This is a genomic window from Shewanella sp. BJSY2023SW001, from assembly GCF_047314685.1.
GTDB classification, from domain to species: Bacteria; Pseudomonadota; Gammaproteobacteria; order Enterobacterales; family Shewanellaceae; genus Shewanella; species Shewanella indica.
Window position 1 is genome coordinate 46,668 of the sequence record NZ_JBKORF010000027.1, and the last position, 26,128, is coordinate 72,795.

The 26,128-nt window shown below is 53.3% G+C and carries 23 protein-coding genes; 15 read left to right on the forward strand and 8 right to left on the reverse strand.

Translation table 11 applies throughout. The features are described 5' to 3' along the window. Positions 1–269 precede the first annotated feature (269 nt). From ACMHXH_RS06890 to ACMHXH_RS06920, 7 genes are all read left to right on the forward strand, one after another. A complete protein-coding gene (locus tag ACMHXH_RS06890; RefSeq protein WP_039034984.1) occupies positions 270–467 on the forward strand; it encodes a YheV family putative zinc ribbon protein in 198 nt (65 codons plus the stop codon). Between the two features lie 173 nt (positions 468–640). Further along, the gene (locus ACMHXH_RS06895) at positions 641–4,312 is read left to right on the forward strand and encodes an ATP-binding protein (RefSeq protein WP_144361084.1); all 3,672 of its coding nucleotides are present in this window, start codon (positions 641–643) and stop codon (positions 4,310–4,312) included. Then, entirely contained in the window at positions 4,312–4,962 is a 651-nt protein-coding gene (locus ACMHXH_RS06900; RefSeq protein ID WP_025011291.1) for a hypothetical protein, read from the forward strand. Before ACMHXH_RS06895 ends, ACMHXH_RS06900 begins: the two co-directional genes overlap by 1 nt. Then, positions 4,959–6,179 (forward strand): hypothetical protein, encoded by a 1,221-nt coding sequence (locus tag ACMHXH_RS06905; protein ID WP_039034949.1) that lies wholly within the window; start codon positions 4,959–4,961, stop codon positions 6,177–6,179. Before ACMHXH_RS06900 ends, ACMHXH_RS06905 begins: the two co-directional genes overlap by 4 nt. A 275-nt stretch (positions 6,180–6,454) precedes the next feature. Further along, the gene (locus ACMHXH_RS06910) at positions 6,455–7,597 is read left to right on the forward strand and encodes a transglutaminase-like domain-containing protein (RefSeq protein WP_039034950.1); all 1,143 of its coding nucleotides are present in this window, start codon (positions 6,455–6,457) and stop codon (positions 7,595–7,597) included. Between the two features lie 16 nt (positions 7,598–7,613). Continuing rightward, positions 7,614–7,931, forward strand: a complete 318-nt coding sequence (locus tag ACMHXH_RS06915) for a membrane protein (RefSeq protein ID WP_039034985.1) — start codon at positions 7,614–7,616, stop codon at positions 7,929–7,931. Beyond that, complete coding sequence (locus tag ACMHXH_RS06920) at positions 7,928–8,212, forward strand: heavy-metal-associated domain-containing protein (RefSeq protein ID WP_025011288.1); 285 nt, start codon at positions 7,928–7,930, stop codon at positions 8,210–8,212. The genes ACMHXH_RS06915 and ACMHXH_RS06920 overlap by 4 nt, the downstream gene beginning before the upstream one ends. Positions 8,213–8,301: 89 nt before the next feature. Here the strand turns inward: ACMHXH_RS06920 and ACMHXH_RS06925 are convergent, their stop codons facing one another. After that, positions 8,302–8,721: an HPP family protein gene (locus tag ACMHXH_RS06925; RefSeq protein WP_100142461.1), complete on the reverse strand. Its 420-nt coding sequence runs from the start codon at positions 8,719–8,721 to the stop codon at positions 8,302–8,304. Positions 8,722–8,969: 248 nt separating this feature from the next. On the opposite strand from ACMHXH_RS06925, the gene ACMHXH_RS06930 reads away from it, so the two are divergent. Beyond that, on the forward strand, positions 8,970–10,733 hold the full coding sequence (locus ACMHXH_RS06930; RefSeq protein WP_233962621.1) for an alkaline phosphatase D family protein: 1,764 nt from the start codon (positions 8,970–8,972) through the stop codon (positions 10,731–10,733). Positions 10,734–10,847: 114 nt separating this feature from the next. Here the strand turns inward: ACMHXH_RS06930 and mgtE are convergent, their stop codons facing one another. Together mgtE and ACMHXH_RS06940 are read right to left on the reverse strand one after the other, a co-directional pair. Then, complete coding sequence (gene mgtE, locus ACMHXH_RS06935; RefSeq protein WP_039034953.1) at positions 10,848–12,203, reverse strand: magnesium transporter; 1,356 nt, start codon at positions 12,201–12,203, stop codon at positions 10,848–10,850. A 22-nt stretch (positions 12,204–12,225) separates the two neighbouring features. After that, complete coding sequence (locus ACMHXH_RS06940; protein ID WP_226684247.1) at positions 12,226–12,885, reverse strand: hypothetical protein; 660 nt, start codon at positions 12,883–12,885, stop codon at positions 12,226–12,228. 549 nt (positions 12,886–13,434) lie between these two features. Between ACMHXH_RS06940 and ACMHXH_RS06945 the strand changes: the two genes are divergently transcribed. The 5 genes from ACMHXH_RS06945 to mtgA all read left to right on the forward strand — a co-directional run bounded on the left by ACMHXH_RS06945 (position 13,435) and on the right by mtgA (position 17,494). Continuing rightward, entirely contained in the window at positions 13,435–14,487 is a 1,053-nt protein-coding gene (locus ACMHXH_RS06945) for an endonuclease/exonuclease/phosphatase family protein (RefSeq protein ID WP_071476739.1), read from the forward strand. A 166-nt stretch (positions 14,488–14,653) separates the two neighbouring features. After that, positions 14,654–15,394 carry a sporulation protein gene (locus ACMHXH_RS06950; RefSeq protein ID WP_226684246.1) on the forward strand — a complete coding sequence of 247 codons (741 nt, stop codon included), beginning with the start codon at positions 14,654–14,656 and terminating at the stop codon, positions 15,392–15,394. Positions 15,395–15,460: 66 nt separating this feature from the next. Then, positions 15,461–15,886 (forward strand): thioredoxin TrxC, encoded by a 426-nt coding sequence (trxC, locus tag ACMHXH_RS06955; RefSeq protein WP_039034956.1) that lies wholly within the window; start codon positions 15,461–15,463, stop codon positions 15,884–15,886. After that, positions 15,862–16,533 carry a lipase family alpha/beta hydrolase gene (locus tag ACMHXH_RS06960; protein ID WP_251766796.1) on the forward strand — a complete coding sequence of 224 codons (672 nt, stop codon included), beginning with the start codon at positions 15,862–15,864 and terminating at the stop codon, positions 16,531–16,533. The genes trxC and ACMHXH_RS06960 overlap by 25 nt, the downstream gene beginning before the upstream one ends. 244 nt (positions 16,534–16,777) lie before the next feature. Then, positions 16,778–17,494 carry a monofunctional biosynthetic peptidoglycan transglycosylase gene (gene mtgA, locus ACMHXH_RS06965; RefSeq protein ID WP_226684243.1) on the forward strand — a complete coding sequence of 239 codons (717 nt, stop codon included), beginning with the start codon at positions 16,778–16,780 and terminating at the stop codon, positions 17,492–17,494. On the opposite strand, the gene ACMHXH_RS06970 is transcribed toward mtgA, so the two are convergent. Both ACMHXH_RS06970 and ACMHXH_RS06975 read right to left on the reverse strand, forming a co-directional pair. After that, positions 17,478–19,229: a diguanylate cyclase gene (locus tag ACMHXH_RS06970; protein ID WP_335911786.1), complete on the reverse strand. Its 1,752-nt coding sequence runs from the start codon at positions 19,227–19,229 to the stop codon at positions 17,478–17,480. The genes mtgA and ACMHXH_RS06970 overlap by 17 nt on opposite strands. Positions 19,230–19,492: 263 nt before the next feature. Then, complete coding sequence (locus tag ACMHXH_RS06975; RefSeq protein ID WP_039034958.1) at positions 19,493–21,520, reverse strand: alpha/beta hydrolase family protein; 2,028 nt, start codon at positions 21,518–21,520, stop codon at positions 19,493–19,495. A 304-nt stretch (positions 21,521–21,824) separates the two neighbouring features. On the opposite strand from ACMHXH_RS06975, the gene ACMHXH_RS06980 reads away from it, so the two are divergent. Then, positions 21,825–23,192, forward strand: coding sequence for an L-cystine transporter (locus tag ACMHXH_RS06980; RefSeq protein ID WP_039034959.1), 1,368 nt, complete (start codon positions 21,825–21,827; stop codon positions 23,190–23,192). Positions 23,193–23,332: 140 nt separating this feature from the next. Here the strand turns inward: ACMHXH_RS06980 and ACMHXH_RS06985 are convergent, their stop codons facing one another. The 3 genes from ACMHXH_RS06985 to ACMHXH_RS06995 form a co-directional block, all read right to left on the reverse strand. Continuing rightward, positions 23,333–24,634 carry a type II toxin-antitoxin system HipA family toxin gene (locus ACMHXH_RS06985; RefSeq protein WP_335911789.1) on the reverse strand — a complete coding sequence of 434 codons (1,302 nt, stop codon included), beginning with the start codon at positions 24,632–24,634 and terminating at the stop codon, positions 23,333–23,335. Next, positions 24,634–24,882 carry a type II toxin-antitoxin system antitoxin HipB gene (gene hipB / locus ACMHXH_RS06990; protein ID WP_039034961.1) on the reverse strand — a complete coding sequence of 83 codons (249 nt, stop codon included), beginning with the start codon at positions 24,880–24,882 and terminating at the stop codon, positions 24,634–24,636. The genes ACMHXH_RS06985 and hipB overlap by 1 nt, the downstream gene beginning before the upstream one ends. Before the next feature lie 458 nt (positions 24,883–25,340). After that, entirely contained in the window at positions 25,341–25,520 is a 180-nt protein-coding gene (locus tag ACMHXH_RS06995; RefSeq protein WP_152608441.1) for a hypothetical protein, read from the reverse strand. Positions 25,521–25,716: 196 nt separating this feature from the next. Here ACMHXH_RS06995 and ACMHXH_RS07000 point away from each other — a divergent pair, with 196 nt between their 5' ends. Further along, a complete protein-coding gene (locus tag ACMHXH_RS07000; RefSeq protein WP_071476745.1) occupies positions 25,717–26,121 on the forward strand; it encodes a hypothetical protein in 405 nt (134 codons plus the stop codon). Positions 26,122–26,128 lie beyond the last annotated feature (7 nt).

Below are 26,128 nucleotides of genomic sequence, written 5' to 3' on the forward strand. Positions count from 1 at the left end.
ACCCCCAAGTTTGACTTGCCACTCAGTGATGCCGGATTATTGGGCTAAGCGAACTTCCTGATGGAATGGTATTGGAATTGCGCGATACCATTCTTTATCTGGGATCAATTCCAAATAATCTGCTACATATCCATCTTAGTTATAACCATATGTTTTTATATGGTTTATTGATTAATGGCACAAACATTATCCTAACGCTGTTTAAAATGCGCCATGGCAGCCACAGATATGGCAAAATAATGCCATTGCTTATCAACCAGACTCAGAAGATGAACAGGATCAAGAAACGCTTTGTGGCCGGTGCCAAATGTCCCAAATGTCAGGCTCAGGACAGCATAGTGCTGTTCAAGGAGAACGGCATAGAAACGGTCGAGTGCGTCGAGTGTGATTACCGCGAGCAGCAGACCGATGACAAGGTCAGTGACAAGGCGACCGGTGAAGTGATAGGCCTGTTCAAACCTGAATAATATTCTTTAAAACCCGCAGCGGATCCCGCTTTCTTTACCGGCCCTTCAATTGCCAAGGGTGGGGCTTTCCATTAATTTAAGGGTTTTGCTGTATTGAGGCGGTTTGCCCGCCTGTTGCCGCGAGTGCCGGTGCCTCTGGCCTTTTGGCGCTTGCTGTCTGCATAAGGATTTATATGCCAAGCTTGATTCGAATAGTGCTGATCGACACCCATCTGCCGGGCGTGGTGGAGCTGAAGCTCGATGGACATACCAATATCTGTGGTACCAACGCCTCGGGCAAGACCACGTTGCAGCGTCTGGTGCCTGTATTTTACGGTGAATACCCCAGCCGGGTCGTGCCTTCGACCCGTGACAGCTTCGAGCGCTGGTATCTGCCCAGAGAATCCAGCTATATCATTTACGAATACCAAAAGAGTGATGGCTTGCTGTATCAGGCGGTGCTGGCCTCGGCCGGCGACGGCAAAGGGGTCAACTATCGCTTTATCGCCAAGGGATTTGAACTGGAAGACTATATCAAGTCCCAAAACGGCGACACTATTTTGTGCCATACCATGGCCGAACTGGGTCGCGAGATGAAACGCGCTGGAGTGAACCATACCAAGCTTTTGAATACCCGAGAGTTTCGCGCCATCATCCAGAATGACCGTACCTTGCTCAACACAGGCACCAGCCGCACTGAGCTGCGCAGCTATGCCCGTTTGTTCTCTCTGTGCGAGGCCGACCATTCACTGCGCCATATCGAAAAACTGGCCAAGGCGGTGCATTCCAAAGAAGGCAAAATGGAAACGGTCAAGTCGATGATCGCCGCCATTTTGGAAGAGGATGGCGTTAACCCGCCGGCATCAAGGCTCAATCCACAACGAGTCGAGGCCTGGATCCGCGAGAGTCAGCTGATCGCCGGGTTCGAGCAGATCCGTCCCGAATTTGACAAGCTGGAGCAGGAGTTCAACGAACTGCTGTCGGCCGAACTGCGTCTTGGCAGCCTGGCCAAGGGTTATCGCAATGACGAAGTGCTGGAGGCCCAGCGTCAGGAGCAAAATCAGACCCTGTCGCGGGAGCTGAACTTCCGTCTCAAGGCATTGGACGATGAGTGGAAAGAGCAGCGCGACGAGCTTAACCAGGAGCTGTCTGCCGCCAAGGGAGATGTCGCCAAGCTGGAGTATGAACTCGACGCCATCGAAAACCAGCATGCGGCGTTTCTCGATGCCGATATCGAACAGGCCAAGGCCAATCTGGAACAGCTGCCGCTGTGGCGTAGCGATCTTGAGAACCTCAGCGAAAGACACAAGCTGCAGACAGAGAAGCACCAGGACATAGAAGCCGCCTATAACGCCCGTCGCAGCAAGATTGGCGAACAGCTCAATAAGGAGCTGGAAAAGCTGCAGCAGGAGCTGGATAAGCAACGCGAGGCCCGCGACAAGCAGCGTGAAGTGGCCCGAGAAGACTTGGCGCGCCTCGATGCCGAATTCCGTGAGCAGCAGGAAAACGGCAAGGCCAAATTCCAGGAGCAGGAGTACCAGCTCAAGCTCAATGCGGCCGAGCTCAAGCTGCAGGTCGACAGCGTGACTTATACCGAGGAGGAGAAGCTCAGCCTGGCGGTGTTCGACGAGCGTATCGACCGTGCCGATGCCGAGCAGGAGGCCGCCAACGCCAAGGTGGAGCGGCTGATGAGCGAAGAGCGCAAGCAGCGCTCACTCAGGGATCAGGCCAGCGAATCACTCAGAATTGCCGCGCTCAGAGTCACGGAGCGCCAGGGCGATCTGGACGATCTCAAACACATGCTGTTCCCCCAGTCCCATACCTTACTGGAGTTCCTGCGAAAAGAAGTGCCGGGTTGGGAGCAGCACCTGGGTAAGGTGGTACATCCCGACTTGCTGCACCGCACCGACTTGCACCCGAATGTCGGCGCCGAAAGCGACAGCCTTTTTGGGATCTCATTGGATCTCAAGGCGCTGGAGATCCCCGAATACGCCAGTTCAGAGCCTGAGCTGAGGGCCAAGCTGGCCAAGGCCGAAGATGCGCTGCAAAACGCCTATGGGCTGCAGGAAGAAGCGGAAGAGCGACTGGTGCAGGCCAACGAAGCGCTGGATAAACTGAGCCGTGAGCTGACCTTTGCCCGCACGGCATACAAGAATCTGCGTGACGATTTGCGGCGTCTGTTCGAGGAGCGCCGCACTGTGCAGGAGCAGATTAACAAGGCGTTGGCTGAGCGTAAGGCGCAGGCCGGTAAACGCCTGACGCTGCTGGATCAGGAGATGAAACAGCTGCGCAACCAGCACCTGGAATGGCTGGAGGAACTCAAAGAGCAGGCACTGGATGCCAGAATGGAAAAGAATGCCTACTGGCAGGAAGTGGTCGGCGCGCTGGAGCAGCATCTGGAGCAGCTCAAGGAGAGCATCAATCAGCGTCGCAGTCGTGCCAAAGAGGAGCAAAAAGCCTGCGAGCAGTGGTACAAGAACGAGCTTAAATCCCGCGGGGTGGATGAAGACAAAATTCTCGCCCTCAAGCGGGAGATCCGTGAGCTGGAAGGTGCCATTGCCGCTGCCGAGCAGCGCCGCAGTGAAGTGCTGCGCTATGACGACTGGTATCAGCATACCTGGCTGGTGCGTAAACCCAAGCTGGTGACCGACCTGGGCGAAGTCAAGCGCGCCGCTTCCGAGTTGGATCAGCAATTGAAAACCAAGGCCAACGAAGTCAAACATGCCCGCCAGCAACTGGAGCAACAAAGGCGCCAGTCCGATGCCGCTCAGGTAGAGGCCTCGGAAAACCTCACCAAGTTGCGCGCCTTGCTGCGTAAGCTGGCCGAGCTGAAATTGCCGCGCAACGATGAAGAGCCCCAGGGCAGCCTGGGTGAACGTCTGCGTCAGGGCGAGGAGCTGTTGCTCAAACGGGAGCATCTGCTGGGTTCGGTCAGGCAGTATGTGGATCATTTCGATCAGGTGATTGCCAGCAAGTCAGGCTCCAGCCTATCCGAGTTCTGGGAAAAGGCCCGTGAAGAGTCCAGCTCAGTCAATGACAAGGGCATTCGCCTGCTGGATTACCGCAAGTTGGTGCCGCATCTGGCCCAACTGCTCAATGTGATGGTGCCGCAGTCGATTACCGCGCTGCGTGAACAGGGCCGGATCTTCGGTGTCGACCTGACTGCCTTCTACGATGTTTTGGCCGATATCGACCGCCGTATTGCCTCCCAAAGTGCCCGTATTACCCGCGAAGTCGGGGAGGAGCTGTTCCTTGAAGGCGTCTCCGAATCTGCGGTCAGGATCCGCTCGCGGATCAGCGAACTGGAGTTCTGGCCGGAGCTTGAGCAGTTCGTCAAGGCGTTCCGCGCCTGGAAGGCCGAAGGCTTCACCGGCCTGCCGGATGAGCACTATACCAACAGCATGCGCCGGGCCCTGGATATCATAGGCCGCTCGGCCCTGACCGGCGGTATCGCCAAGCTGCTGGAGATTGAGCTGCGCCTCAAGGAGGGCAACTCGGATCTGGTGATCCGCACCGACCGTCAGCTCAACGAGTCATCCAGTCATGGTATGGCTTATCTGATCCTCTGTAAGTTCCTGCTGGCCTTTACCCGCTTGCTGCGGGGCAAGGCGGATGTCACTGTGCACTGGCCGATTGATGAGCTGGGCACCTTGCACCACGCTAACGTGAAGAAGATCTTCGATGCCTGTGAAAACAACAATATCAGCGTGTTGGGTGCTTTCCCCAACCCTGAGTCCGAGGTACTGAATTTGTTTGCCAACCGCTACATCATCAATAAGCAGACCAAGCGACTGCAGGTGGTTAAACCCAAGGTCGATCCCATAGCGCAAAAGCTCTCTGAGCGCTTGGCCAGGGAGGCGGTGTAATGAGCGAACTGCAAAGCACTATCGTCGGCTCCGGCGCCCTGATTGAGCGCCTGCTCAAGGGTGAATTTATCTGCCGCACCACGGATGAGGAAGGTTGGCGCTCACTCAAGAGCCCGGCCACCCGTGACAGAGTCGAGGCCTATCTCAACCAAATCAATCGCACTGTGGCCCAGGCCGCCGAGGGCGAAGTCTTCTTCTGTGGTTATCTGCAGTTGGGGGAGGACGAGCGTAAAGTGATTTCGGCGCAGTTTCGCGATATCTGCCAGGCGTTGATCCCCATGGTGGAATGGTTGGTGTTGGTGCAGGAAGCCAGCGGCCAGGACGCGCCTCTGACCGAAGGCGCGGCGGTGCGGCTTACCGAATTGCAGAGCCGCATTGAGGATACGCCGGCGTTTCGCGAGCAACTGGCCAAGCTGAGCCAGTATCGCTTGTTCGGCTCCAGCTCAAGCAGTGTCGATGGCCAGATCAAACTGGTTTTCAAGCGCTTGCAGGAGCTGGGTTATCTGGTGCGGCCGAATCCGGAAAAACAGATCTATATCGCCACCGGCAAGCTGGATTACCTCTACGAAGTGATCCGTTTTATCGATGAAACCGAGGGCCTTAGTCTGGAGGCTCAGGCTGAAACCGCCACCCAGAGGGATCTGATATGAGCAGCAACCTGCATCAGGCCGGGGTCAAGCTGCTGAGGCTGCTTGGGCGTAACGCCGAACTGGTGATGGACGCCTATCTTTCCGGTAGCTTGGATGAGACCCAGCAGGAACCTGCGCTGCTGAAGAAGCTTACCGATAACGGTATTCTTTGGCGTCCCGAGCCGGACGAACCGCTCAGGTTGTCGCGTAATGTCAGGGCCCTGCTGGAAGAGGGCCTCAAGGATGAGCGTAACCGCCAGATCAACGCCAACGTCGGTTCGGCCCTGGCCACCATCAAGACCTTGGCCAATCACTACCGTGAGGCGCGCGCCAGCGTGGATTACAGCGCCGCCGAGGCCTATCTGGCGGACTTGACCGAACACGTATTCAGCTTCACCGAGAGCCTGCGTTACTCCATTCGTGTGCTCTGGGGCCGGATCAATAACGAGTTCGGTTATGTGGGTTCAATTAACGCCAAGATCCGTGAAAACGAGCTGGCCCAGAGCCAGGTATCGGAACTGCTTAACGGCCTGGAGCTGTTTGAGTTTACCGAGCTTGGCGAAATTGCCGGGGATATCCGTGAGCTGCGCCGCCTGCTGGTGACCATGCTGCAGGATACCCTCAGCGATTGCACCCAGGAGCTGAGCGTGGTGCAGGGGCGGCTACTGGAATTGCTGGGACGCTTCAGGCAGATCCGCGGTCGTACCCGTTTGCTCAAAGGCTGGTTGCTGTATACAGATTTGCACCCCGACTATCAGGTGGCCGACCATGTGGCGCACAAGCAGGTGCCTGTGCTGTTCAATCATGCCGAGGCCTTGCTGGCACCGGCATCTGTGGATGTGAACAACAGCGGTCAGGAACTGCAATTGATGGAGATGGTGGCCCGTATCAAGGCTATCAGTCGTGACCATCTGCCCAAGAGGTTGCAGGAGCACGACGTGCCGGTTGCGGTTAGTCCTCAGGAAGACTTTGATATGCCGGATAACCCGCTCAAAGAGGCAGTGGATGAGTACTTCTGCGCCGTCATTGACTCGGGCCGCAACACTTCGGCGCTGGAATATCTGCAGCAGCAACAGCTGTCCTGGGATCCGGAAAGCTGGCTCTATCAGGTGATAGGTGGCTTCGAAGGGCTCAGTGAAGAGCACAAGCGCTTCTTTGCCCTGGAGCCTTTGGGTGAACCCCATCCGCTTTATTCGGGTAACTTCATTATCCGCGACGTGGAAGTGGGGCTGAGATAAGCCCAGGTAAGAATGTGATCCGGCGCCGGTTTTTCCCTCTGCCATACCGGCTTTACATTGGTAAAACTCAAGGCGAGACAAGATGACCAATATGGTTGTTTTGTCTCGCAAACTTGTTAATTTTTCTTATTATTCCACCTTACTGATGACTCTGGCTGCACGGCCCTTGCGTCTGCGGCTTTGTTGCGGTGCCAGGGGCCGCCACTTATAATGCTTCGGCCCGCCAGCGGGCAGCTCATTGACTCGTCTGTTAATCAAACGTAAGGAATCGAATAATGCAGAGACGCAATTTTTTAAAAACTGCGGCTATTTTGTCGACGGCCGGTATCATCAGCCCTGTGATGGCGGCCACATCGAAGACCAAGGCCGTCGAGCATTATTCCGCTGACGGCCGTAGACATTTCACCCTGACTCAAGATTACCAACTGATCGCACCCGAGGGCTCAGAGGGCGTGGTCAAGTTGTGGATCCCGCTGGTGGAAGACACTCAGTTTCAGCAAGTTCGTAAGCTGAACTTCAAAGGCAATTTCCAGGACGCCTATATCACTGCCGATAACAGTTATGGTGCCAAGACACTGTTTGCCACCTGGCCTGATGCCAAAGGCAAGATGGAGCTGCAGTTGGTGATGGAGCTGGAAACCCTCGACTGGGAACCGCTGAAAAACGGTGAACTCGAGCATTATCGCGCCCCAAAAACTATCCAGTACCCGGTGGATGTGGAGCGCTATCTGCTGCCCACCAAGCATATGCCCATTGATGGAATAGTGAAGCAGACTGCAGACAAGATTGTTGGCAAGGAAACCGACCCGCTGAAAAAGGCCCGCCTTATCTACAACTGGGTCAGTGCCAATATGTTCCGCGACAATGACGTTATCGGCTGCGGCACAGGTGATGTGGCCACTATTCTCGAGAGCGGCAAACTGGGGGGTAAGTGTACTGATATCAACTCGGTATTTGTGGCCTTGGCTCGCGCCGCCGGTATTCCGGCGCGGGAGATGTTCGGGATCCGGGTCGGACAGGCTATTAAGATGGGCAAATACTCCAAGAAAGCTTTCGGCAGCAGTGATGCCAATGGCCTGGCCAAGGTCAGTGGTGGTCAGCACTGCCGTGCCATGTTCTATCTGGCGGGTTACGGTTGGTTGCCGGCCGATCCTGCGGATGTGACCAAGATGCGTTTGACCGAGAATAAGCAACATCAGGATCCCGATGTGCAGGCGGTCAACGACTATCTGTTCGGTAACTGGGAAATGAACTGGGTTGGTTTCAACTTCGGTCGTGACTTTGATCTGGCGCCCATGGCCGAGCAGACGCCGCTGAACAACTTTGGTTATCCTTATGCCGAAGTGGATGGCGACCCTGTGAACTATTATGACCCTAAAGTTTTCGCCTATGATTTCCAGTCAACAGAACAGCTCTAAGGGTTTTTTGGCGACACTGGCGGCCGCCGTTGTTGCCGCTGTCGCCTCCAGTCTGTGCTGTATTGGGCCGCTGATCTATCTGGTGTTTGGGGTATCGGCGGCCTCGCTGTCGGGTGTTGAACAGCTGGGCTGGCTGCAAGTGCCTATGTTGGCGCTGTCGACTCTGTTGATCCTCCTGGGCTTTTGGCGTTTGTATTTTTCCAAAAAGCCCCTGTGCACCGCGACCATGAGCCGTACCAGTATGTTACTGCTCTACTGGCTGGCCGTGCCTGTGGTATTGGCATTTCAACTTTACCCTTTTGTATTACCTTGGCTGTTAGAGGTGTTTGAATGAGAAGCTTGTTACTGGTTTTACTGCTGCTGTGCACGCCGTTTGCCTGGGCGGGCAATCTGGTGGTCACCCTGGATGTTAAAGGCATGACCTGCCCTTTGTGTGTCACGGTAATCAACAAGGCGCTGCGCAAGACAGAGGGCGTGATTAAGGCCAAGTCCTCGCTCAAGACCCAACAGGCCAGAGTGATAGTACCCGAAGGCTTTGATATGGATGCGCTGATAAAGGCGGTGGATGAAACCGGCTATAAGGGCAGTATCAATAAGATAGAGCCAGAGGCCTAAGCTCTAAGACCCGGTTCATTTAATAGATTCAGCTTGAACCAAAAGCTCTGTCCAAAAAAGCGTGCTTTAAGCACGCTTTTTTGATGGGTTCAGGCCTTGAGCAATTCCCGGCACAGTTTGACGAAGTCAGAAGAGGTGACTATGCCCTGCACCTTGTTGTGCTCGTCCACTACAGGCAGACAGCCATGTTTGTTGGCGATAAAATAATCCACCACTTGAGTCAGCGGCGCATCGGCCATGAGTGGTTCAAAGTCGGTTTCAATCAGATCGGCTATCAGGGTGCCGCGTTCTTTTCGTTCCAGTGCTCCCTGACCGTAGCGGGTCAGCAGATTGACTACTGTGGCAATCATCTTCTTATGGGTAAGTATTCCAACCAGAGTGCCGCTGGTTTCTGAGATCACCGGCAGATGGCGCACGCCGCGGGAATGCATTAGTTGGTGGGCGTCCTTGACGCTGGCGCCATCACTGATACACACCACCTGGGTACTCATGATGTCTTTGACTTTCATTGTCTTGTTCCTTCAGCAGGGCCCTGATAGGGCTAATTATCTGTCCTGTAAGGCATTTTGCCCCCTGTTATCAATGTCTGCAAGTTAAGGGGCTTAAAGTGGGCATCATTTTATTTAACTTACTGAATTTATTTGAATACCAATAGGTATTTACCTGTTTGTCACAATTGTGCAATAGTTTGACTTCACAATCTGGACATCCGACCTCATACCAGCATGATGAAGCGTTTTTTAAAGGAATAATAACAATGACCCGTAACTTCTCCCGTCGTGACTTTATTGCCCTCTCAGCCAAAGGTGTTGGCGCTGCCGTGCTTTCATACGGCCTGATGGGCTGCTCCAGTGACAATGATGACAATACTGTCGCCGCCGATTTTTTTCATGGTGTCGCCAGCGGTGATCCCACTCAGGATGCCGTGATTATCTGGACCCGGGTTACACCGCAAACGGCGGGGGATGTCAGAGTATCCTGGCAGGTGTCCCGTGATGGTGCCTTTAGCGACTTGGTGACCACAGGTGAAATGGTGACCAATGCCGAGCGTGACTACACGGTTAAAGTCGATGCCATAGGGCTGGAGAGCGGCAGCCGCTACTTCTATCGTTTTATGACGGGTGACAAGACATCCACGGTCGGTATGACCAAGACCCTGCCCGAGGGCGCGGTCGATTCGGTTAAACTGGCGGTGATGTCCTGCGCCAATTTCCCGGCCGGTTACTTCAATGTCTATGAACTGGCGGCGCAGCGGGACGATCTCGACGCCATGCTGCACTTGGGCGACTATATCTATGAATATGGCCGTGGTGGTTATGCCAGTGAACATGCCGCCGAGCTGGGCCGGGAGGTGTTGCCGGCGGGAGAGTTGCTGTCCTTGAGCGATTACCGTAGCCGCTATGGCCAGTATCGCGGCGATGCCAGTTTGCAGAAGCTGCACGCCAAGCTGCCGTTTATTACCGTCTGGGACGATCACGAAGTGGCCAACGACACCTGGAAGGATGGTGCCGAAAACCATAACCAAGGGGAAGGGGACTTCGACGCCCGTAAACAGGCGGCATTGCAGGCTTACTTCGAATGGCTGCCTATCCGCCCATGGCGCGAGGGCAATCATGAAGAGATCTACCGCAGTTTCAGCTTCGGCGATCTGCTGGATCTGCATATGCTGGATACCAGGGTGTTGGCCCGTGACAAACAGTTGGACTATGGTAACTATCTGGATCCGGCTACCGGTGCTTTCAACGATCAGCAGTTTCTCGCCGACGTGACCGACACTCAGCGTACGCTTCTGGGCCAGACCCAACTGCTGTGGTTGCAGGGAAAACTGTTGCAATCCAGCGCCAAGTGGCAGCTTTTGGGGCAGCAGATTCTGATGGGGCGGATGATGTTGCCGGCGGCGATAGCCACTCAGCAGCTGTCTATTCCGCAGTTTGCCGAGTTGGCGGCATTGGCCCAGTTGGCGGCTCGTGCTCAGGCCGGCGATCCGACACTGACCCAAGCGGAACTGACCTATCTGGCTGCCAACCAAGCTAAACTGACGCCGGAAGTGCTGGCACTGTTGCAACTGCCGTCGATTCCTTACAACCTGGATGCCTGGGATGGCTATGCCTATGAACGTGAAGTTGTGCTGGCCACTGCCAGGGCCTCGGGTAAAAACCTGGTGGTGATTGCCGGTGATACCCACAATGCCTGGGCCAATGATCTCAAGGACAAAGATGGCAACATGGTTGGGGTTGAGTTTGCCACCAGTTCGGTTTCCTCCCCTGGGCTTGAGTACTACCTCAACCTGCCACCAGAGCAGATCCCGGCGACAGAGGCGGCCGTTGTAGGGCTGGTGGATGACCTTAAATACGCCAACCTGTTGAACCGGGGTTATATGACGCTGACCTTCAGCAGCGAAGAGGTGGTCAGCGAGTGGTTCTATGTGGACAGCATTCTGAGCAAAGATTTCACTGAAGCAGAGGAGCGCCGTGCCATTGCCCGCTCCTTGGATGGAAAGCCGGGGATCTTGCTTGGCTGATAATTGACTTATATTTTTACCAGCCGATCCACGGTGAGTTTGGATGAAATTGTTCAGCCATGACAAGGCGTTTTCTGGCATAACCTAGGTTTCCATAGGTTATGCCAAGGTCAATTAACCACTGACAGGCGGAAAATCCAAAATAGCGGTGGCGACATTGAAGTAGACGATGACACCTATGATATCGGCTATCGAAGTCACCAGCGGCGCGCTGGCCGAGGCCGGATCCAACTTGAACTTGCTCAGCAAGAAGGGCAGGGACATGCCTATCAGGCTGCCGATAATCACCACAAGTTGCATGGTCAGAGCGACCACCAGGGCGATATCGCCGCCACGCCAATAACCCAGGGTAAATACCGCAATCGCCATGGTGGCACCCAGTAAACCGGCCACAAACAGCTCTTTGCCTAGCAGCGACAGCCAGTCTTTGAGGACGACCTCCCCGGTGGCCAGTGCCCTGACCATCAAGGTGGCAGACTGCGAACCGGCGTTGCCGCTGCTGCCGATGAGCAGTGGCAAGAAGAACACCAGAGCAACATAGGCTGTGATGGTATCTTCAAAGTAGGCGATCCCAGTGCCGGATAACACATTGCCGAACACCAGCAATACCAGCCAAAAGACTCGCTTACGATAAAGCATGCCAATGCTGGCTTCCTTAAAAGAGCAGGCCAATTGACCCACGGCGCCGTGTTTGTTGAATTCGGCATCGGCCTGGGCACTGGCTACATCCATGGCATCATCATAAGTGACTATACCGACCAGTTGGTCTTTGCCGTTGACTACCGGCAGCGCCAGCAGGTCATAGTGGGCTATCATCTGCGCCGCTTCTTCTTTGAGGGCTTCCGCTTCTATGGCAATGGTTTGCTCTTTCATAAACTCTTTCACCAACGCCTTGGGCGGCGCGATGATGAGCTGACGCAGTGACACATTGCCTATCAGGCGGCCGCGCTCATCCACCACATAGGTCTGGTAGATGGTTTCCAGATCTGCGGCCACTTTCCTCAGGCTGTCTATGGCCTCTTCCGCGGTTTGATTGACCCGCAGCAGGGCATAGTCAGAGGTCATAATGGAGCCGACCTTGGAGTCATCATAGGCCGCCAGGGTACGCATATCCTCGCGCTCCGCCTTGGCTAGAGTGGGCAGCAGCAGGGCCTGCTGCTCAATCTCCAACTCGTTATAGAGATCGGCGCGCTCATCTGCTGCCATCTCCATGATAATTTTCCCAAGGGTTTGATGATCCAGCGCTTCTGCCAGCAGCTTTTGCTGCTGATGGGGTAGATACCGCAGCAGCGCCGCCGCGGTTTTGGGCTGGCACAGGGTCAGTATTGAGGCCGTTTGCTGGCAGTCGAAGGTCGGCAGCACGGCGGCTATGTCCGCAGGATGAAGCTCAGATGCCAGCATCTGCATCGCCTTGGCGTCTTTGTTGGTCAGGATCAGATGCAGGTTGAGTATGATGTTGTTGCTGTTCATAGGTCATTCTCCCAATGAGCTATCAAGAAAAGAAAAGTTGTAGGCCGGCGCCAAATTGGCGGGCGCCACCGCCATACTGATTGCCATAACCCAGTTGCCACTGCCAACGGGCGTTGGGTTGGTTTTGCCAGAGTAGCTGGTAGCCATAGTCGCCTTGGCCCAGATACTGGTTTTCAAACAGCAGGGTGTGTTGCTGTACTTTGAAGCCGGCTCCCAGGCCAAAAATCATCGCCGGGCCTTCACCCGACTCCAGGCTCAGCCCTAAGTTATTGCGCACAAAGAAGCCCTGGGTGGCAATCGGCAGATCGCTACTGACCAGGGCGTAGCCCTGCCAGCCATCTCTGTGATGACGCCCCAGCTCCAGTGCCAGAGCCTGAGTCTGAACCTGGGATAAGCCGTTTGTTGCCAGCGGTTGTTTGTAGCCCAGCTGCCAGCCGCGGCTCTCATGTCTGTCCCAGGGGGCATCCCGGTTGTCTGTTTGCAGTTCCAGTGCCAATTCGCCGCCAAAGACGGCTTGGTTGAGCCCCAGGGCAAAGTCGTTGTTGCCTGTTTGCCGCTGCCAGTCGATTGCCAGCTCAGTTACTGTGGCGATGTCGGGATCTTCCAGCAACTGAATGCCGGCATGCAGTTGTCCGTGCCAGAGCAGGCCGCCCAGCAGCCAAGTGGTATATCTGAGTGTCATGTTTGTTCCTCCTGTGTGGGGGAACACTCAAGGTCGTAGATGGGGCAGCAAGGCTGTCCTAAGTAAAAACCTTTGTGGTTGCATTAGTTTGCAGCCACAGGAGAACACTGCGGCATGCGTGAGCATGTCAAGCTCAACAAGGTTTTTATGGGGAGTAACGGAAAAAAGGATTCTTTAATACGCTACTGCCAGGCTCGGCAGTAGTTTGCGAAGCTGCAGACTAGTGCCGGGCAAATAATCCTGTCTGACTGACAGGGCATCTACTGTCACCTATGTGTGTGTCCACAGTGGGTCTCCGTATGGTTAATTAAGCGGCGATTGTATGGTTGCAAGCAAACAAGTCAAGCGGGAGATTGAAAAAGCGCGTTAAACAGGGTTGTTTAGCCACAAATAGCGGCTTTTTGTTGTTTGTTTGTTGTGCTATTGGGCGCCATTGGGGGGAATGGGTAGCCGGGAAGTTGTTTTTTGGGGGGCTATTGGACAAATCCCAGCAGCGGCTTAATATCAACACTATTACTCAGTAGGGTTACCGGAGCCGCAGCGCTTTTCATGTCTTCCAATATCCGTATCGCCAGCCTGAATCTGTTCAATTTTGCCATGCCGCCGCTGGCGTTTCATGAGTTCAACAACATCTATACCCAAGGACAGTGGCAACAAAAGTGCGACTGGATAGCCCGCTGGCTGCAGCAAGCACAGCCAGATCTGGTGGGCTGGCAGGAGGTATTCAGCCCCGAGCCGCTGCGTGAATTGTGTCAGGCTGCCGGTCTTGCCCACTTTGCGCTGGTGGATTCGCCGGTCGTAGAAGGCTTTATTGCCCGCAAGAGTGTAGTAGCTCTGGCAAGCCGTTATCCAATCGTTTCCCTGGCGGCGGTGGCGCTGGATGCCGAACTGGCATTTTCACTGGGGCTCAAGGATGAGTTTCAAAGCAGTCGTCAGATATTGAGAGCCACCTTGATGCTGCCTGGGATCGGCCACTGTGATACCTATGTGGTGCATTTCAAATCACCACGCAATAAGTTGCCCAAGGGCGCGGTCGAGCAGCAAGGTGCCGCCGGGCTGCTGGCCGAGAGTGCGCTGGGCCGCTGGTCAGCCACTTTGCAGCGTGGCAGTGAGGCGATGTTGTTGTATCAGGCGATACTCAAGCGGCGCCAGCAAAGCGGCAACGCTGTGGTACTGATGGGGGATTTTAACGCCGGCATAGACTCCAGTGAACTCAAGGGGCTGTTGGTGGGTGCCGGGCAGCTCTATAACGGGGATATTCGCGCCGCGGGCCTTTACGGCCTGCCCGATGAAAGGCTGAAACTGCAGCTGGCGCATTTTCAGCTGTTTGACGCCTGGCAGCTCTGGCGAGAAGCTTCTGAGCAAAGTGGCGAGCGAGTGACAGTGACTCGGCCCGTGACCCATTTTCACGGCTCTCAAGGCGGGGTGATCGACTATCTGTTGTTGAGTCAGGAGTTTGATGCCCGTAGCCAGCATAGCCTGGCTGAAGTGGTGGATTACCGGGTTTATGACAGTCACCTGCTGCGGCCGCAGTTTGAGCTGGATGCCCAGGCGAGCGACCATACACCGATTTTGGCAGAAGTCTGTTTACGCCATCCCTGATTAGGGCGTGATTTGGTCAGCTTCTGGTTTTTAACTGGCTCAGAATGATTTCGTTGCTGCCTGCTTATTGGGTTTGGGAATTTACAGCCGATGCGCCCACCCTTTACTCGCCGAAGAAAAGGGGCTTAAATGCGGCAAGGCCTTTTAAGTAAATCAGGAACAGAGGATGTTTAAGAAATTGCTCGCTGCAGTTGGCGTTGGCGGCGCCAGTGTCGATACCCGCTTACTCAATGCTAACCTGCAACCAGGGCAAACCTTCGAAGCCCGAATCGTGCTCAAGGGCGGCGAGGTAAGCCAGAGTATTGCCGGCCTGGAGCTGGCCCTTATGACTCGGGTTAAGGTCAGTGATGGCGACAGCAGCCACTTTATCAATCATTGCCTGGCCAGCTGGCGCATCAGCGAGGGCTTTGAACTTCAGGCCGGAGAGGTGAGAGAGTTGCCTTTTATCGGTCAGTTGCATCCTGAGACCCCATTTACCGAGTTGCCGGTGCGTAACAATCAATGCCGGGTCTGGCTGCAAACCGGGCTGGCGATAGATTACGCTATAGATCCGGGCGATCAGGATCTGCTGCAGATCCAGCCTACCCAGCTGTTGCTGCACCTGCTGCAGGCCATGGAAGAGTTGGGCTTTGTCCTTAAAAAAGCCGATGTCGAGCAAGGCTATATCAACACCTCTGGGTTTCGCAGTGGTTCAGGTTGCTATCAGGAGTTGGAGTTTGTGCCCGCAGGGCTTGGGATCCGCCTTTTGCGTGAAGTGGAGCTCACCCTGGTACCTGCCGGAAAGCAAACCCATGTCTTGCTGGAGCTGGACCGGGCTTTTCGCGGCGATGGCTATCTGAGTCTGACCTTGGATAATCAGGCCGATTATCCTCAGGTATTGGCCGCGTTGCGACCTCATCTGACTTGAATCGGTTTAATGTCGTCCCTCTATTTCACAGTGTGCGGCGATAACGCCGCTTGAGAGGAGAATCCTATGTTGATTGCATGTCCCCAGTGCGCTGGAATGAACCGGGTGCCGGAAGAACGCCTGTCTCAAGGCCCTAAGTGCGGCCATTGTAAGCAGCCTTTGTTTCAAGGCCTTCCAGTAGAACTGACTGATGCCAACTTTGCCAACCATGCCCATAAGTCAGAGCTGCCGCTGGTGGTGGATTTCTGGGCCGGCTGGTGCGGCCCTTGCAAACAGTTTGCTCCCATATTCGAGCAGAGCGCTGCCGAATTGGAGCCGGAGTTTCGGTTCGGTAAGCTGGATACCGAGGCTCAGCAAGCGCTGGCGGCCCAGTATGGGATCCGCTCCATTCCGACCATAATGCTGTTCAAAAATGGCCGAATGATAGCCCAGCAGGCCGGTGCCATGCCCAAACAGGCATTTCAGCAATGGCTCAAGAGTCAGCCTGCTTGAGGCTAGATAGCAACAAAGCCTTGGTAGTGTTGGTGCATGGCTTCAATAAAGATGAACGTGATATGGGGTTTCTGGCCCAAGGCTTGGCTCGGCAATACAGGATCCTGTGCCCCAGATTACCCACCCGTTTCGGCTCACTGCAACAAGCGGTAGTGACCTTGCGCCAGGCGCTGGATGAGCAGAAATGGCAGCAGTATCCCAGGGTGCACTTTGTGGCTCACAGTATGGGAGGCTTAATCGTCCGGCAACTGCTGGCAGAGCAGCTGCCCGGCAATCTGGGCCACAGTGTGTTTATTGCCACGCCCCATGATGGTTCACCGCTGGCGAGCCTGGCCGATAAGCTTCCGGGATATTCCCGGCTATTTCAGCCGTTGCAATCTTTGCTGCCGGGGCAGCGCTGGGCAAGCTGGCGCATGGATAGCCGGGCTCATCTTGGGATCATCGCCGGCAGTGGGACTCAGGATCCCTTGGGCGCCTTGATTGACGGCGAGTCCGATGGCCGGGTACCCCTGGCTTCTACCCGTTGTGATGATGCCAGTGATTGGCTGGTGTTGCCCCTGTGCCATAAGGCCATACATTGGCATCAGGATACGCTGGCGGCGGTACTGAGCTTTCTTGAGTGCGGCCGCTTTGGCGCTGACTCATGAGCGCTGACTAATAAGCTAGGGGTATTAGACCTTGGCTAAGGGGAAATGAGGGCCGCTGAGTTTCTCTGGTGCGCCGGATAAGCTTACAGATTGGAATTTTGGGCCGGGTTCGCACCTGGCAAAATACTCAATTATTATTCACAGAGGGTTTCCTGGCTCACTCAGTTTCAGGTGCACTCAGTTTCAGATGCACTCAGTTTCAAGTGCACTCAGTTTCAGGTGGGCTTATTTATCAGGAGCGAATTTGGCCGCGAAAAAGGGATGGTTTAGGCGACTGACGGCCTGGCTGATAAAACTGTTGTTGGGGCTGATGATACTGTCTCTGCTGATGGTGATTGCCCTTAAGTTTGTTAACCCACCGCTGTGGAGCTGGCGTATTGAACGCTATTGGTTTCCACCGGCGCCGGTAACACAGGTACAGCGCCAGGTGCAGCATCAGTGGCAGCCGCTGACTCAGATATCTGCCAATATGCAGCTGGCGGTGATCGCCAGTGAAGATCAGCGTTTTGCCCTTCATTCCGGTTTTGATCTCAAGGCGATTCAGACTGCCATAGAAGATAAACTTCAGGGAGAGCGCCTCAGAGGAGCCAGCACCTTGAGCCAGCAAACCGCCAAGAACCTGTTTATGTGGTCTTCGCGTAGCTTTATTCGCAAGGGGGCTGAAGCCTGGTTCACCTTGCTTTTGGAGCTGGTGTTGGATAAGCCCAGGATCCTTGAGTTGTATCTGAATATTGTTGAATTCGGCCCGGGGATCTACGGCGTTGAAGCGGCGGCGCAACACTATTTTCATAAGAACGCCGCTCAGTTGTCGTCCCGCGAGGCGGCCTTGCTGGCCGCCTTGTTACCCAATCCCTGGCAATATCAAATCAATCCGCCCAGTGCTTACATGAACCGCCGCGCCGACTGGATCCAGCAGCAGATGCGGCAATTGGGGCTGCAAACACTTAAAGACCTGGATTGATTTCAATGTCGGTATTTAACCCTTGGTCGCTAGCGCTTGAATTGGCGACGACCCGATTGCGACCACTGTTTTTGGCTTGATAAAGTGCGTGGTCGGCTCGTTTGACGGCCGCTTCTATCGATTCTGTTGCAATTTCAACCTCGGCCACGCCCAAGCTTATGGTGCAACTTATCTTGTCTCCCGTGTCGGCGGTCAGTTGCATAGCTTCGACATTGAGGCGCAGCTGCTCGGCTCGATGCAAGGCTTGGTTTAGTGTGGCTCCCGGCAGCAAGATCACGAACTCTTCGCCGCCGAAACGGGCCGCCATCTCGGCTCCTTGGCAGTGTTGTTTCAATAATTTGGCCAGGGCGACTATCACCCTGTCGCCCAAGTGATGACCAAAGTTATCGTTGATCTGCTTGAAACTGTCTATATCCAGAATAAGCACAGAGATAGCCTCGCCATTGCGGCCGGCCAGCTTAAGTTGATAGTCGGCCTCAGAATAGAAATAGCGCCGGTTATAGAGTTTGGTCAGAGGATCTGTGGCCGCTTGGCGTTTAAGCTCTTCCTGCGAGGCGCGAATATCCTCAAGAATTTTGATCCTATAGGAGATGATAAATGCCAGGGTGAGGGCTTCCAGCATAATGCCTATGCCGACCCCGTGGCTGCTGAGATAGCTCGGAGAGATCAAGCCCTTGTAGAAGAGCACGGCTATGCCGTTGAAGATCACGAAGAAGCTGTGGCCCACCAGAAAGTACTTCACCAGGGGGTTGCCCTTGCGATAGAGGGAGATACTCACAGAGAAGGTCACCAACATCATGACTGCCGCCATACTGCTGGCGGGTTTGAGTGCCGCTGAGATATCAAACAGCCCCCAAATCAGAATGGCAAATAGCAGCAACAACAACAATTGCAACACCTTGTGCTCTGTAGGGTAGAACTGCCTGGTTTCGAAGATAGCCGTCATAAACAGCAGCAGGAAAATCGGCATGGTGAGCAGCGACAGATTGAGCATGAAGACGTTCGAGCCGTAGGCGTTGAACACGCTGGCGACTAGGCCATAGGACAAGGCAATCCACACCAGACCGGAGATTAGGTACAGCGAATAGTAGATGTTCTCTTTCTTGCTGCTGGCGAAATACAGCAGGCAGTTGTAGAACACCAGCGCCAGCAACATCCCCACCATAAGCGCAATATCATAGTGAGTACTCACCAGAGCGCGCCGCGAATTTTCTCCATCCATCAGTGTCATGGCAAACCATTGATGGGAGTAAGCGTGGCTACGAATATACAAGGTTGTTATCTGATCTGGCGCCAAAGTCAGTGGGTAGACCACTGTGCCCCGATACATAAGTGGGTTGTCGGCGGCCTGTTCGAGATCCAACTGCTCGTGTCGCTGCAGTTGTTGGCCGCTTTCCTCATAGATGTCGATTTGCTGCACATGGTAGGCATGGGGCAGGTGCAACAACAGCGGCTTTTCCTGCGAGAGTCTATTGTGCAGTATCAGCTTGAACCAGGTGACCCTGGCGTTGGTACCCAAAGTGGTGACATTATCGGTTACGCCGAAAGGCTTCTGGCGTGCCTGCTCAAAGCCAAGGTTCTGGCTGTTATCAATAAAATAGCCGATTTTGAACTCTTCGAGCGCGACGCTGTTTTGTTCTATATTAATAACGGGAAGCTTAACCTGCTCTAATGCAAATAGTTTTAGGCTGGTTAGTAGCAAAAACAGGCACAGCAACGCGTATCTCAATTCCATTCAGGTATCCATTTTCCCTGGCGCCGGCATGTCCAGGCGCTTCTTTATTGTTCAATGGTACCCAAGGATAAAAAGTGTCGCCAGCAATACCGCTTGTTATGCGGTTTCTTGTTTGAATGACAGTATCTTGAAGTTCGGAAAATTATTGAGTGGTGGATTGATAGCGCCTCATTTAGTTGTTGCAGCTTATATTTAGGCTCATTTTTGGCACTAAAAAAGGCGACCCTGAGTCGCCTTCTTGCTTGGATGCCGATTATCGGCGATTAACGTGGGCCCGGCTCGGCATAATGGGTCATCCAGTCTTTGACCTGGTTATACCAATAGATGGAGTTGTTGGGCTTCATGATCCAGTGGTTTTCATCGGGGAAATAAATCATCCGCGATTCCACTCCACGGCTTTGCAGGGTGCGGAACAACTCAAAACCTTGCCCCACTGGCACCCGGTAGTCCAGCTGACCATGGCTCACCAGGGTCGGTGTATTGAAACCGGCGGCAAAGTAATGGGGTGAAATCGACTGGTAGATCTCCGGTTTTTCCCAGTAATGGCCGAAGCGGGTGCTGTGCACGGCGAAGTCGGAAGCCATCTGGGAGTACATGTCGTACACGGCGGCATGGATCAACAGCGCCTTGAACGGATGTTTCTGCCCGAGGATGATGGAGGTCAGATAGCCGCCGTAGCTGGCACCACCGGCCACCATGCGATCGCTGTCGATCCAGCTCTTTTGTTCAAACCAGTCGGCTGCCTTGAGGACATCATCCAGAGACTTGTTTTTCCAGTCCGGATTGATGGCATCGGCAAACTCCTGGCCGAAGCCGCTGGAACCGTGGAAATTGGGCCAGGCAGTGACATAACCCCAGGAGGCGAAGGTCTGGGCGTTCCAGCGATAGTGGAAACCATCACTGATAGCGTTGTGTGGGCCGCCGTGTACCAGCATAAACAGCGGGTACTTCTTGCTGCGATCGAAACCCGGTGGGTAGTGCACCCACATCTGGATATCCTGGTTGTTGTAACCCTTGTAGGTCACAGACTCATAGCTGCCCAGATCCACATCCTTGAGCAGTTCATCATTGAACTGCTCCAGCCTTTGGCCTTTACCGTTCTTGGGATTGATCGCCAGCAGTCGCGCCGGATAAAGGAAGCTGTCGTTGAGGGCAATCAGGGTGCCTTTCTTGCCTATCTGCGGCTGACCATAGTTGGTGTCCTTGGTGATCGCCTTCACTTTGCCGCTTTTGGCATCAATATGATAGATACGGCTGGTGGCGGCATCATCAATGGCGGCGTAGAAGCCTTTACCATCCGGCGTCCAGCTGAACTGAGACACAGATCTGTCCCAATTGGCGGTCAGGGTCTTGAGCTTACGGCTGTGGATATCCAGCAGCATCAGCCTGGAGGTGTCGGCATAGAAACCCGGGATCTTCTGGCGAGTGAAGGCCAGCGTCTTGCCGTCAGGGCTGAAGCTTGGGCGGCTATCGGGCGCTTCGTTGTCCGGCGTCAGGTTTTCTGCCTTGTCTGCGCCTATCTTGCCGAGGAAGATATCCAGCTTGGGATCGACCCGGTTGTCGGAGCCGTAGGCGTTGAAGGCGATCAGTTTCTCATCGGCAGACACATCATAGCTGCCGGCGCTTTGACTCGAACGAGGCAGCTCATGGCCCAGTGTTTGAGTAATGGCTTCTATCTCGCCGCCCTTGGCAGGAATTCGGAACACATGCGCCTGACGGCGTTCATCCAGCCAATGATCGAACTGGGCATAGGGCAGAGCATTCCACTGCTTGGCCGAGGTCTTGTTGTCCTTGTCGGCTTTCAGCTGCTCTTGCATCTGCTTCCAGTCCTGCCCGGGGAAGATATTGCTGATGAAATAGAGATGGTTACCTACCCATTTGATGCCGTACACGCCGGTAGGCACCTCGGTCAGCCGCTGGGCTTCACCCGGGCCATTCATCGGCAGCAGATAGATCTGCCCGGCATCGTCCTCATTGCGCTGGCTGACAAAGGCCAGAGTGTTGCCATCGGGAGAAAATACCGGGTTGCTCACCTTGAGTCCGGCGGCAGTCAGTGGGCGTTGATGTTTGCCATCGGCATCAAAGTACCAAAGTTGGGTCGACCCTTTGTCGGCCTTGACATCATACTCGGTCACGGGGGCGATGATATGCTCGCCGCCGGGCGATACTACCGGGTTACCGATACGCTTGAGTTGCCACAATAGCTCAACCGACAAGGGCTTGCCCGGCTCTGCCCACGCCGATGCCAGTGGCATCAAGAGGCAGAGTAATAGAATTCCAACCTTCTTCACGGAAAGTCTCCTTTAGATACAGATAGTTATTATATTTGGCAGCGAAGGCTGCCTCGGGAGTATATCCCCGGATGATGAAAACAAGCTTATCCGGGCACGGTTTGATGGGATTATTTTGTGTAACTTTCTGTTAGCGCTGGTACGGTATCGTGTGAAATTTGGCCGTTTTGTGTGGGGGTTAAGTCAGGTCATTTATAATCAGAGGCTATAAAGAATAATAACTTAATATTTTGTCATGCTTAAACTAGCGCTTATTATGCGGTAGATTCTCTCTTTATATACCGTTTCCCGTATAAGGTTCCATATGTCTATTGCAGTTATCGCAGCCATTGCGGTATTTCTCGGCGTTCTGTTTATTCTGTTTCACCAACAGCAAAAAGAGCACAAATTATCCCGTCTGGTGCTGATCGGCTTAATCCTCGGCAGTGCCTATGGTTTCCTGATGCAGTCATACTTTGGCGTGGATAGCCCGGTCACTGCAGAGACGCTCAGTTGGATTGCCATAGTCGGCGGTGGCTATGTGGCCTTGCTGAAGATGGTGATCATGCCCCTGGTACTGGTGTCCATGGTCGCGGCAGTGGTCAAGTTGGATAAGGGCGGCTCGCTCGGCAAGATCTCCTCCCTGACCATATTTATTCTGATGGCGACCACGGCCATAGCGGCTTTGATAGGTATTCTGGTCACTTCCATCTCTGGGATTTCTGCCGAGGGGCTGATCGCCGGTAGCCGGGAAACGGCGCAAATGGCAGTATTGGATACCAAGGCGGCTTCGATTGCTGATCTGACTGTACCGCAAATGCTGCTGAGCTTTATTCCGGTAAATCCTTTTGCCGATCTGGCCGGTGCCCGTTCCACTTCCATCATTGCCGTGGTGATTTTCGGTATCCTCCTCGGGATAGCGGCCCGCAAGGTGATGCATGAGAAAGAGCAACTGGAATCGCCCATACGAACCTTTGTTGAAGGTGCACAGGCGATTGTTATGCGCCTGGTGAAGATGATTATGGCGCTGACTCCCTATGGTATTGCCGCGCTGATGGCCAAGGTGGTCGCCTCTTCCAGCGGCGCCGATATGCTCAATTTGTTGGGTTTTATTCTGGCCTCTTACGTCGCCATTCTGCTGATGTTTGTTGTTCACGGCATACTGGTGGCCATGGTAGGCGTCAGCCCGCTGGACTACTTCCGTAAAATTTGGCCCGTGCTGACCTTTGCCTTCTCGTCGCGCAGTTCGGCGGCGACTATTCCATTGAATGTCGAGGCTCAGGTGACCCAGCTGAATGTGCCGCCGGCCATTGCCAATCTGGCGGCCTCGTTCGGCGCTACTATCGGCCAGAACGGCTGCGCCGGTATCTATCCTGCGATGTTGGCTGTCATGGTGGCGCCCAGCATGGGCATAGATCCACTGGACTTGCATTTCATGCTGTCCTTGATTGCCATAGTGACTATCAGTTCTTTCGGGATAGCCGGTGTCGGTGGCGGCGCAACATTTGCGGCGTTAATTGTCCTGCCTGCCATGGGACTGCCGGTGGCCATTGTGGCGCTGCTGATCTCCATCGAGCCGCTGATTGATATGGCGCGTACCGCCTTGAACGTATCCGGCTCCATGACCGCCGGTACCATGACCAGTCGGCTATTGAAGCAAACCACGGAAAACCAGACGGCCGAACAGCAGTAAGTTGCTCCGGCTAACGGCTTGATAAAAAGGATGCTGCGGCATCCTTTTTTAGATTGGCACAGGTAATGAAAATCTTACTTCAAAAGGACATTAACCCGCATCCGCTTATGCAAATAGCATTTAAAATTAATATCTTATAGCTAGATTTTTTTAATTGTTTTCTTGGCATTCTCAAAAATGGAGTTGGAGATATGCTCTGGAAAACCCTCCGGTAGATTCGCCCTTACTTGTAAGATTGCCTCAGGTAACGCACCTTTCATTTCATCCATTATTCTTTGCATCTTATCCTGACTAAAATTCACAGCTTTAGCAGTATCTAAGAAGTGACGAGGCAGGATTTTATTGATTTCATACTTCTTGCCTTTTGTGGCTTTCAACCCCATTGCGAGCTTAAGTTGTCTAATATTGAGTCCTTTTCCTCCCAACAATGGGTAGGCAGACAAAATGTCGTAGAATGGAGTGAGTCGATAGCTACCTCCTTTATCAATATAGATAGAAAAGTTTTTAGCATGTCCATCCGTAGCCCCAATGATCCATTGAAATACCTGGAATCTCATGAAGTTATATCGATCTTCAAGTGCATTACTTGAACCCATTAATAACTCCATGATCTGTGCTATACCTGGGCCACCTTGAGATTCATATTTGATGGATGATGGCATACCAAACACTTGGCAAATATCTTCTTGAGGTAAGCGTAGCAAGCCTGCTCTGTCTTTTGTCCAGCGTCGATCAAATCGTTCTACAGCTAAAGCTTTAAGGTTGTCTGTTTTGATTATATTGACGCTGGGAACTGCGAATCCCAGAGCTTTAGCTAGCTCAATGCAAAGATATTCATTTTCTACGCTATCTTTGAGATCCAGTGTCGCGTTAGCTTGTTGTATTTCGCCTATTGGCAGCTTGATAATGTGAGTGGTTGGGGTGTTTCCTTTCGGGATACACCATTGTCCATCAACGAATAAGAGTGCAGTTTTCTCTTGAGCACCTGCCACTGAGATCCTAAAGTCTTCTTCCTCTTTGAGCATCCCGAGGGGAATATCAGACTTGTATGCAGAAAGAATCGCCTCTAGTTTCTTGTCATCCAATACTTCGTAGCTGAGTGGCTCTTTTTTATAGGGGTGTTCGGGAGGAAGTAATGCAATTGCACCAACACTATCCTTTCCGATTGCTTTTAAGAGATCAAATGGTTGTTTGGATGAGGCTTTGTACCTTGCAACGATCCTATCTCTGACTTGTGGGCTGTCTGGTAAGAGATTGTCAAAATAGTTGATAACGGCATCGGAAGTGATAGTCGGTAATTGAAGCTTTAAAGACAGTGACAGTGGGCGAGTCTTCGCATTGGTTATCCAGTCCTTATCATATTGAAAAGTGTGAGCGCCGTTCTTATGCTTCGCCAAGGTGCCAACAAGTTCACCATTCATGTATGCTATTAGCTTTTGCATTACCAACTCTCATCATCATTTTCATTTAGCGAAGTCAGCTGTGTTTTTTCTTGGATACTCAATGTTAGATCCATAGCTTGTACAAGCTTAAAGAAGGTAGAAAGCGTTGTTTTGTTGGGGTTGTTCTCGAAGTTCGAGATCGTCGCTTGCTTTATACCGACTTTTTTCGCTAACTCTGACTGAGTCCAGCCATTCTTTTGGCGTATCAGTAGCATCATATCTGCGAGTTGCTTTGGACTATATATCATTAGTTCCAGCCCTCAATGATTAGAGATGAATTTTAAAGTTATCTCATATCCCCACTAGAGGATTAGCCTGCATTTATCCCTTTATTGGGATAAATGCTGATTTATACCTACCAGGGGATAAATACTGCTTTATACCTATTAGGGTATAAGTGACTAAATATCCGCTATTGAGGATATTTAGTCAATAGAAGTCAGAAGGAACAATGATATTTAGTTGAGTCATAGACTGCTCTAGCATCCTGTTTAGTTTTGATCCGCACTCTTATCCCAAAGGACAAACCCCCAAAGGGGACAAGTTGGATTTTTGTTGTCTCAGACGGTTATAATTCCGCCATCCTCACTTAATGGAGCTCACGCCAAAATGAACAACTGACACCTGATCACCAATCTTTTTTACTTTTCCATTATTAGATTGGCAGGGTCGGTCGGCGTGTTCGCTCAAGTCTTTATTGTTGCAGTCAGTTGGCACTCATTCGCCATATCAGTGCCGCGCTGGCGCTCTTTGACCAGGGCTCTGGCTTGCCTGAGATCCACAGCTTGAGTTTGGCATCCATATCGAAGCGCCCGGCGCAAAGCGGCGCTGCTCGCTGACGCAACTGAGCAGTACCCGCTCCACCGGAGGGAAGTCTGATTGCCACTCCTGGGAGTATCTGCCTTGGGTAAGAGGTTTAAGCTGCATCTGGGGCCGAAAACCGAGGCTTGGTAGGGGAATTATCCTGCCAATGGCGCAGATGGCAAGCAAGGATTGGTTACAGTAACGGTTTCAGGATTGACCTTTGTCGTCAATCATGGAACCCTATCGGCATTCTTGGGCCATACAGAGCAAAGTGCAGCATGGGGTTTTCACTCGGTGTTAACCGCTTCTCCCTCAGAGACAGGGCGCTGGTGTCATTGATCATCAGTCTGCTGGTGATTCTGCTCTGTTTTGGTCAGCAGCTTTCGCTGTTTGGCTCCTGCCCGCTCAAGGCTCAGCATCAACTGACGCAACTTGGCGTTGATACTGCGCCGACTCACGCCAATGATGCGGGTAAGGCGCAGCTCAATGAAGAGCCCTGCCATCTGTCTTCCCATATGCTGAACCTGCAACCTGTGGTACTGCAACTGGGACTCACGGCCCTGTTGCTGTTTCTGCTGTTGCTCAACTGGCTCGGCAGTACCCGACCTTTCAGTGTTTATCTCTCTCACCCCATAGTCTCCAAACGAAGGCGACACTCAGTGTTGTGCGTGTATCTGGAATGAAAACATC

Coding starts and splice junctions, on each gene's coding strand:
- ACMHXH_RS06970 (WP_335911786.1), bottom strand. CDS start 19,229: ATGGAATTGAGATACGCGTTGCTGTGCCTGTTTTTGCTACTAACCAGC.
- ACMHXH_RS06925 (WP_100142461.1), bottom strand. CDS start 8,721: ATGAAAGTCAAAGACATCATGAGTACCCAGGTGGTGTGTATCAGTGAT.
- ACMHXH_RS06930 (WP_233962621.1), top strand. CDS start 8,970: ATGACCCGTAACTTCTCCCGTCGTGACTTTATTGCCCTCTCAGCCAAA.
- ACMHXH_RS06960 (WP_251766796.1), top strand. CDS start 15,862: ATGGCTCAAGAGTCAGCCTGCTTGAGGCTAGATAGCAACAAAGCCTTG.
- hipB (WP_039034961.1), bottom strand. CDS start 24,882: ATGATATATAGTCCAAAGCAACTCGCAGATATGATGCTACTGATACGC.
- ACMHXH_RS06945 (WP_071476739.1), top strand. CDS start 13,435: ATGTCTTCCAATATCCGTATCGCCAGCCTGAATCTGTTCAATTTTGCC.
- ACMHXH_RS06895 (WP_144361084.1), top strand. CDS start 641: ATGCCAAGCTTGATTCGAATAGTGCTGATCGACACCCATCTGCCGGGC.
- ACMHXH_RS06910 (WP_039034950.1), top strand. CDS start 6,455: ATGCAGAGACGCAATTTTTTAAAAACTGCGGCTATTTTGTCGACGGCC.
- ACMHXH_RS06920 (WP_025011288.1), top strand. CDS start 7,928: ATGAGAAGCTTGTTACTGGTTTTACTGCTGCTGTGCACGCCGTTTGCC.
- mgtE (WP_039034953.1), bottom strand. CDS start 12,203: ATGAACAGCAACAACATCATACTCAACCTGCATCTGATCCTGACCAAC.
- ACMHXH_RS06940 (WP_226684247.1), bottom strand. CDS start 12,885: ATGACACTCAGATATACCACTTGGCTGCTGGGCGGCCTGCTCTGGCAC.
- ACMHXH_RS06980 (WP_039034959.1), top strand. CDS start 21,825: ATGTCTATTGCAGTTATCGCAGCCATTGCGGTATTTCTCGGCGTTCTG.
- ACMHXH_RS06950 (WP_226684246.1), top strand. CDS start 14,654: ATGTTTAAGAAATTGCTCGCTGCAGTTGGCGTTGGCGGCGCCAGTGTC.
- ACMHXH_RS06890 (WP_039034984.1), top strand. CDS start 270: ATGAACAGGATCAAGAAACGCTTTGTGGCCGGTGCCAAATGTCCCAAA.
- ACMHXH_RS06900 (WP_025011291.1), top strand. CDS start 4,312: ATGAGCGAACTGCAAAGCACTATCGTCGGCTCCGGCGCCCTGATTGAG.
- ACMHXH_RS07000 (WP_071476745.1), top strand. CDS start 25,717: ATGGGGTTTTCACTCGGTGTTAACCGCTTCTCCCTCAGAGACAGGGCG.
- ACMHXH_RS06985 (WP_335911789.1), bottom strand. CDS start 24,634: ATGCAAAAGCTAATAGCATACATGAATGGTGAACTTGTTGGCACCTTG.
- ACMHXH_RS06905 (WP_039034949.1), top strand. CDS start 4,959: ATGAGCAGCAACCTGCATCAGGCCGGGGTCAAGCTGCTGAGGCTGCTT.
- trxC (WP_039034956.1), top strand. CDS start 15,461: ATGTTGATTGCATGTCCCCAGTGCGCTGGAATGAACCGGGTGCCGGAA.